This window comes from Catellatospora sp. NPDC049609 (assembly GCF_040675365.1).
Classification (GTDB): domain Bacteria; phylum Actinomycetota; class Actinomycetes; order Mycobacteriales; family Micromonosporaceae; genus Catellatospora.
Map to the genome: position 1 here is coordinate 1 of NZ_JBFAOU010000275.1, position 7176 is coordinate 7176.

General features: G+C 73.9%; 7 protein-coding genes. All 7 read right to left on the minus strand.

Going from position 1 to position 7176, the window contains the following annotated elements:
- Window positions 1-45: 45 nt before the first annotated feature.
- Entirely contained in the window at window positions 46-1638 is a 1593-nt protein-coding gene (locus AB0J67_RS38025; protein ID WP_363490153.1) for a hypothetical protein, read from the minus strand.
- Window positions 1635-2990: a tetratricopeptide repeat protein gene (locus AB0J67_RS38030; protein WP_363490155.1), complete on the minus strand. Its 1356-nt coding sequence runs from the start codon at window positions 2988-2990 to the stop codon at window positions 1635-1637. The genes AB0J67_RS38025 and AB0J67_RS38030 overlap by 4 nt, the downstream gene beginning before the upstream one ends.
- Before the next feature lie 85 nt (window positions 2991-3075).
- Window positions 3076-4722 (minus strand): DUF4331 domain-containing protein, encoded by a 1647-nt coding sequence (locus tag AB0J67_RS38035; RefSeq protein WP_363490157.1) that lies wholly within the window; start codon window positions 4720-4722, stop codon window positions 3076-3078.
- A gap of 239 nt (window positions 4723-4961) precedes the next feature.
- Window positions 4962-5351, minus strand: a complete 390-nt coding sequence (locus tag AB0J67_RS38040; RefSeq protein ID WP_363490159.1) for a PPOX class F420-dependent oxidoreductase — start codon at window positions 5349-5351, stop codon at window positions 4962-4964.
- 37 nt (window positions 5352-5388) lie between these two features.
- On the minus strand, window positions 5389-5667 hold the full coding sequence (locus tag AB0J67_RS38045; protein ID WP_363490161.1) for a DUF6510 family protein: 279 nt from the start codon (window positions 5665-5667) through the stop codon (window positions 5389-5391).
- A 2-nt stretch (window positions 5668-5669) separates the two neighbouring features.
- A complete protein-coding gene (locus AB0J67_RS38050; RefSeq protein WP_363490163.1) occupies window positions 5670-6434 on the minus strand; it encodes a ferredoxin reductase in 765 nt (254 codons plus the stop codon).
- Window positions 6404-7000 carry a sulfite oxidase-like oxidoreductase gene (locus AB0J67_RS38055; protein ID WP_363490165.1) on the minus strand — a complete coding sequence of 199 codons (597 nt, stop codon included), beginning with the start codon at window positions 6998-7000 and terminating at the stop codon, window positions 6404-6406. The genes AB0J67_RS38050 and AB0J67_RS38055 overlap by 31 nt, the downstream gene beginning before the upstream one ends.
- Window positions 7001-7176 lie beyond the last annotated feature (176 nt).

The following is a 7176-nucleotide window of genomic DNA, read 5'->3' on the forward strand; positions in this document are numbered from 1 at the left end:
TGCGGTTTCCCCGAAACCGCAGCCACGGCGTGGGGCCTGTAGAAGTCAGGCGACCAGCGCGGCCGCGCGGGCGGCCAGGCCCACGCCGACCAGCAGCACCATGGCGCTCGCCGCGTACGGGCCGGCCAGGCGGAGGCGGCGGAAGCGGCTCAGCCGGCCTGCCCAGCGGTCGCGGACCCGCAGCAGCACCAGGCCCGCGGCGGTGAGCGTCGCGGCCATGCCGAGGCCGTAGGCCAGCACGAGCAGGATGCCGAAGCCGGTGCGGCCCAGCGCGATCGCCCCGAGCAGCACGACCAGCGCGGACGGGCTCGGCACGAGCCCCGCCGCCACCCCGATGGCCCCGATCCCCAGGCGCCCGCGCCTGTCCGCACTTTCTCCGGCCGCGCCGTGTGCCGGCCGGTGGTCGTGGGCGACGCCGTGTGGATATGCGTGATCGTGGGCCGCGCTGTGTGAATGTGCGTGGTCATGGGCCGCGCCGTGTGAATGTGCGTGATCGTGGGTGTGGCCGAACAGGCCGTGGCGGTGGCCGGGTGGGCGCCGGCGCAGGGCGCCGAGCAGCATGGACAGGCCCACGGTGACCACGATGGCGCCGCTGGCGAGGCCGAGCCAGCCGAGGACGGTCTGGCCGGCGAGGCCGGAGACGGCGGTGAGCAGGAGGCCGAGGCCGATCACGCCGCCGGTGTGGGTGGCGGTGACGGTGGCGCCGACGATCAGGGCGTCGCGGGGGCGACCGGCGCGACCGGCCAGGTACACCGCCATGACGGTCTTGCCGTGGCCGGGCAGCAGCGCGTGTCCCGCGCCGAGCAGCAGCGCGAGCAGCACCGCGAGCACACCGACGGCCGGGGTGAGCCGGTCCGCTCCGACGGCGTCCACCACCCGCTGCTGCAACCACGCCGCCCAGCGCAGCGGTGCGGGCCCGGCCGCGACCCCGCCCGCCGTGCAGTCCGGCCCCGTCCCGGCCACCGCTCCCTTCGCATCGGCGCCGGTGGGCGCGATGCAGGCGTCCGGTGCCGGTCCGGGGTCGCCGGGCCGCACGGTGATCCGGGCGTCGCGGGCGTCGAGCGGGGAGCCGAGCAGGTCGACCGGGTAGTCGCGCAGCTCGTTCGTGGTGCTGCGGGCGGGCACGGGTGAGCCGGGCAGGGTGACGCCGTCGCCTGACGCGGTGATCTCGCGCCAGCCGACGTGGCCGGGCAGGTGGCCGTTGTGGACGGTCAGCTCGGCGGGGCGGTCCAGGCGGGCGGGTGCGGTCAGGGCGCAGGTGACGCGGCTGGTGCGCAGGCCGGCCGCGCCGGGTTCCAGGGTCATCGCGGCGGAGCCGACGGTCCAGCGCAGCGCCCCGCCGTCGACGCGGACCGCGAGGTCGCGGGCGAACGCGTCGCAGGCGGTCCACGCGTACACGCGCAGCTCGGTCTCGTCGGCGGTGCCGTCGCCGGTGGTGTCGAGCGCGGCCCGCTGCTGCAGGGTGGGCAGCTCGGCGTGGTCGAGCACGGCGGCGGCGGTGACGGTGCCGGGGCGCAGGGTGAGCGCGACGAGCTGGTTGATCGAGAAGTCGCCCAGCGGGTGGGCCTGGGCGGGGGCGGGCAGCAGCAGCGTCGCGGCGGCGGCCGCGACGGTCGTCAGGAACACCTTGCGGATCATGCGGCACCTGCCGGGGCGAGGGCGCGCGCCGCGGCGGGCGCGTCCAGGGGCGAGAAGTGGGGGTTGAGCGCGAGGGCGCGGGCGAGCTCGCGGCGCGCCGCGGTCTCGTCGCCCAGCGCCTTTTCGATCATGCCGAGGTGGTACGCGTACCGCGCGCTGCGCGCGCCGAGCGCGTTGGCGGCGCGGGCGTACGGCAGCGCCTCGGCGGGCCGTCCGGCCTGGTGCAGGGCCCAGGCGAGGGTGTCGGCGACATCGGTGTGGCGGCGCCGGGACCACTCGGCGCGGGCCAGGCGCACCGCGGCGGCATGGTCCCCGCGGGCCAGGGCGAGCTCGGCCGCCGCGAGGTCGTCGGCGCCGCCGCCCGCGGCCAGCAGGTCCAGCGCCGCCCCGGCGAGCGCCAGCTGCGCGTCGGCGTCGGCGTCACGGCCCAGCGACCGCAGCAGCTCCGCGTGCTCGACCAGCAGCGACGGGAGCGGGGTCGCCGCCACGAGCTGCGCGTACGCGGCCAGCGCCGGGTCCGTGCGCCCGGTCGCGGCGTCCACCCGGGCCAGACCGTGCCGCAGTGGCGGGTACTGCGCGTAGGCGGTCAGGCCCGACTCGTACTCGGCCCGCGCGGTGGCGAGGTCCCCGGCGTGCCAGGCCAGGTCGCCGAGCTGCTGGCGGACGAAGGCAACGTCGGCGGGCGCGACGGCCGACGCCAGCGCCGTGGCCCACAGCTCCCGGGCCTCGTCGACCCGCCCGTGCTGCTCCAGGTCGTACGCGGCGCGCGACAGCGCGGGCAGTCCCGGCCGCAGGTCGAGCATGTCCTGCACCGTCTCGGTCGCCTCGGCGGGCCGCCCGAGCTGGGTGAGCGCGTCGGCGAGCACGCCATGGGCGTCGGCGCGGTACGGGTTCAGCCCGATCGCCTGCCGGGCCAGCCTCTCCGCCAGCGCGAAGTCGTGCCGCGCGTTGGCCAGCGCACCCAGCCCCACCAGCGCGAGATCGTTGCCGTCCGCGCCGCCCGCCGAGCCGTCGTCGGCTGCGGCGCCGCCTGCGTCGTCTGGGCGAGCCGGGCCGTCGGCCGGGCGCAGGCGCAGGGACTCGTTCAGTGCGCCCTCGGCGCGCGGGTAGTAGCCGGGGTCGCCGGTGACCCGGGCCCGCTCGACGTACGCGCCGCCCAGCTCGGCCCAGGTGCGCCAGTCGCCGGGCACGTCGCGCAGCCGCTGCTGCGCCTGCTCGATCGAGCGGACCAGCGGGTCGGCCGGGGCGGCCGGCGTCTCGCCCGCCCACCGCGCGGGCGGGGCGCCGAACGCGCCGCCGAGTCCGACCAGCGCCACCGCGGTGACCGCCACCGCCAGCACACGTCGCTTCATCACTGTTCCTCCCCTTCCGTGACGCGAAGCGTCAGGAAGGGCACCTTCCGCTACGGAAACCGTGAAGAAGGTGCCCTTCCTTTCCTCAGTGGGTGTGGGCGGGTTCGTCGGGGCCGTGCTCGTGCGGGTGGGCGCGGTTGCGGCGGCGCATCCACCAGCCGGCGAAGAACAGCAGGCCCAGGCCGCCCGCCACGGACGAGCCGAGGACGGTCGCCATGTCGCCGGTGGACATGCCGGGCTCCTCGGTGGCCGACGCCGAGGCCGGGGACGCCTCTGCCGTCCCCGCCGCGGGCGGAGCCGCGCCGTTCGCGGCGTTGACCGCGTTCCCGTTGGGCAGGGCCACGTACGGGAACGTGTCGCCGAACGTGTTCTCGTTGGCGTCGACCCCGTCACCGGCGGCCAGCGCGTCCACGATCTGCCCGGTCTGCGCGGCGCCGACCAGCGCCTGCAGCTCGATGTCGACGACGTCGTCGGTCAGCCGCCGCCCGTTCGGGAAGCCCTGCAGGTCGCCGCCGATGACGCCGAGCCGGTGGGGGCTGTCGGAGATCGGGACGGACAGGTTCAACCGCAGCATCTCCGCGGGCTGGAACCGGTCGGGGTGCACGTCCGCGTTGTTGAGCTGCGAGTTGAGGTCCGCCTCGATCGGCCCGTCGGCCTTGGTGGTGATGCCGGTCAGGAAGATCTCGACCAGGTCGTTGCGCGGTGTCGGCGGGGCCGGGATGTTGTAGATCGCCTCGATCAGCTTGGGCACCTCGGGCTCGGTGACCCGCTTGACCAGCTGCGGGATCCTGGCGTCGCCCTCCGGCTTGGACGCGTTGAACGCGTCCTTGAGCCCGGCCGGCACCACGACCTCGTTGACCAGCGGGTTGCCCAGGCGGGAGACCTGGACCCGGTCGCCGGTGCGCGGGTCGCCGGTGCGCCCGGTGATCCGCACGCGGGGCCGCTCGGTGGTGGTCCACACGCCGATCACGGGGTTGCGCGCCCCGTCGCCGCGCAGCGCCACGTCCTTGAACGGCACCTCCAGCGCGATGGTGTTGACGTTGTACCCGGCCAGCGTGTCCTGCCCGGTCTCACTCAGGTCACTGCCGTAGAGCAGGTCGAACACCCGCAGGTCCAGGAAGAACGGGTCGTCGGCCTGGCCCGCGAAGATGCGCCACCCGCCGGGCAGCTTGATCGTCGCCTGGTCGCGCAGCGCGCCGTAGTCCGGCATGGAGGCGTTGCCGACGCGCGACGGCGCGACCGGCACGTTGGTGGCGCGGGTGCGGAAGCCCTCGCCGTGGAACGACGACTCCAGCGTGTACGTCTGCCGGAACAGCAGGTTCTCGTCGTCGAGCGAGGTCACCGGCCCGTTGTTCATCAGGAAGGTGCTGTTGCCGCGCTTGTCGATGTTCTTGAAGGTCCACCGGAAGCGGGCGTCCGGCTTCGCGTCGCCGTCACTGTCCACATTGATCAGGTAGGTGGCGTCGGTCGCGAACGGGTAGAAGTTCGGCCCGCCGTTGGGCTCCTGGAACGGTACCCAGTTGGCCACGAAGGTGACGTAGCCGGGGCGGTCGGGGCTGACGAAGGCGTACAGGTCGGTCGCGTCGACGGCGGGGTCGAGCGCGATCAGGGGCGCCTCGCGGTGGCTGGACGCGCCGGCGGAGCCGGGTCCGAGCGCGTACAGCCCGCCGGCGATCGCCACGCATGCCGCCAGTGCGGCGGCGACGCGGCCGCGGCGAAGGGTGGTTCTCATGGTCGGTCCTCCCCAGTCCTCTGCGAATCGAGGGGTCAGACGCGCCTGCGGCGTCTGTTGCGGGGACTTCGGATCCGGCCGCAGCCATTGATGGGTGCCTGTCCGATTGCCGTCATGGGGCCATCCATCGAGCCCCCGGCACCGAAGCACCCCTTCACACCCGAAAGGAAGGGCACCTTCTTAACGCTTCGCGTTGTAGAAGGTGCCCTTCCTAACCGTCCAGCCGTGCCCTTGCCTGCCTACTGGGAGAGCTTGGCGGTGGGGGTGATCTTGACGATCACGCGCACCTCGTCGGCCTTGCGCCAGGGGTAGGTCTCCTTGCCCAGGTACTTGTTGGCGAGCTTGTCGATGTGGGCGTCGGCGCCCTCCTCGACGAACTCGGCGTCGCCCTGCACCCACAGCGTGCGGTAGTCGTCGTTCTTGTCCACCACGGAGATGCCCACCCGCGGGTCCCGGACGAGGGCGTTGTACTTCACCCGGCCCTTGGCGGTGTTGAAGAGGATGTGCTCGCCGTCGGTGTCGACCCAGACCGGGGTCACGTGCGGCGAGCCGTCGGAGTCGGTCACGGCCACGTGGGCGAGCTGCGGCTCGTTGAGCAGGGCGATGTCGTCATCGGTCAAAATCGGCATAGCTCGCAATGTACCCGTAGCGCCACAAAGATAACGGCTACTCGGCGGGCATCGGGATGCGCAGCGACATCGTGCCGCGCAGGTCGAGCCAGGCGTCGGACGGGCCGCGGACCAGCCGCATCAGCACCTCCTGGCAGGACGGGCACCGGGCGACCAGGCCGGGCGCCTGCGCGTACACCTTCATGCCCGCCACCGGGCCCTCGCCCCCGCAGCCGGCGCAGCGCCCGACGGCCTCGGTCATGTCCACGGCGAACAGCTCCCGCAGCGGCCCGGCCAGCGCGTTGCCGTCGGTGTAGTCGTCGGAGAGGAAGTCCACGGTCAGCCTCCAGTCGGCCCGAAGCGCTCGGTCTTGACGCGGCGCGGGTCGTGGCCCAGCGCCACCAGGATGTCGGCGACCGCCTCCACGAAGCCGGTCGGCCCGCACACGAAGCAGGCGGGCTGGAAGTCCGGCGGCCAGCCGCCGTTGTTGACGTCGGCCACCCCCAGCCGCCGCGGCGGCGACGGCCAGCCCTCCGGCGCCTGCCGGGTGTACACGTAGCTGACGTCCAGCCCCATGTCGTCGCGGGCACGGGTGCGCAGCTCGTCGGCGTAGTAGCGGTCCTCCGGCGTACGCATCGAGTAGATGAGGCGAAACAGCGCCCGGCTGCCCGCCGCCCGCCGTGCCCGGATCATCGCCATCAGCGGCACGATGCCCGACCCGCCGCCGACCAGCAGCACCGGCGCCGGGTCGGCCGAGCGCCACACGAACCAGCCGCCGACCGGCCCGCGCAGCTCGATCACGCCGCCGACCGCCAGCACCTCGGTCAGGTACGGCGAGACCTCGCCGTCCTCCACCTGCTGCACGGTCAGCTCCAGGCGCGTGCCGTCGGCGGGCGTGGCGATCGAGTAGCTGCGCTGCGTGCTGTACCCGTCCTCGGCGGTCAGCCGCACGTCGACGTGCTGGCCCGGCAGGTGCCCCGGCCAGTCGGGCACGTCGAACACCAGCGTGCGCGCGCTGGGCGTCTCGTCGCGGACCTCGGTCAGCCTGGCCGCGCGCCAGACCAGCCGCCGGTTCAGTCCCCCTGGTACCGCTGCTCGCGCCATGGGTCACCGTAGTCGTGGTAGCCGGCGCTCTCCCAGAAGCCCGGTTCGTCCTCGTCCATCAGCCGCAGGCCGCGCACCCATTTCGCCGACTTCCACAGGTAGAGGTGCGGCACCAGCAGCCGGGCCGGGCCGCCGTGCGCGGGCGGCAGGTCCTCGCCCTCGAACCGGTACGCGATCCACGCCTGCCCGTTGCGCAGGTCCTCGAACGGCAGGTTGGTGGTGTAGCCGCCGTACGCGTGGACCATCACGTAGTCGGCGGCGGTGTCCACCCCGTCGAGCAGCACGTCCAGGCTGACGCCCTGCCACTCGGTGTGCAGCTTCGACCACTTGGTGACGCAGTGCAGGTCGACGGTCGGCCGCTCGCTCGGCAGCGCCATCAGCTGCGCCCAGTCCCACGTGTGCTTCTGCCCGGCCTCGGTGACGACGGTGAACTCCCACGTCTCCGTCGGCACCCGCGGCGTCGGCCCCGCGCTCAGCACCGGAAAGTCCTCGGTCAGGTACTGCCCCGGCGGCAACTGCACGCCACCGCCCTCAGTCCCCCGCCGCCCCCGGAACCCCGGCGACACGATCCCACCCATCCCCCACAACTACCACCCGCCACCGCCCCACCTGCCCCCATCGCCCCGTTGATCATGAACTTATGGGCGTGTTCGACGGCGTGTCACTCCCCTAACTTCATGATCAACGGGGTACGCGCGGCCGGGCGGTGGGGCGGGGATGGCGGAAGGGCGCACCCCTGTGG

What these genes read in the sequence shown, in the direction of transcription:
- AB0J67_RS38025 (WP_363490153.1), bottom strand. Translation starts at nt 1,638, where the DNA reads ATGATCCGCAAGGTGTTCCTGACGACCGTCGCGGCCGCCGCCGCGACG.
- AB0J67_RS38030 (WP_363490155.1), bottom strand. Translation starts at nt 2,990, where the DNA reads ATGAAGCGACGTGTGCTGGCGGTGGCGGTCACCGCGGTGGCGCTGGTC.
- AB0J67_RS38035 (WP_363490157.1), bottom strand. Translation starts at nt 4,722, where the DNA reads ATGAGAACCACCCTTCGCCGCGGCCGCGTCGCCGCCGCACTGGCGGCA.
- AB0J67_RS38040 (WP_363490159.1), bottom strand. Translation starts at nt 5,351, where the DNA reads ATGCCGATTTTGACCGATGACGACATCGCCCTGCTCAACGAGCCGCAG.
- AB0J67_RS38050 (WP_363490163.1), bottom strand. Translation starts at nt 6,434, where the DNA reads ATGGCGCGAGCAGCGGTACCAGGGGGACTGAACCGGCGGCTGGTCTGG.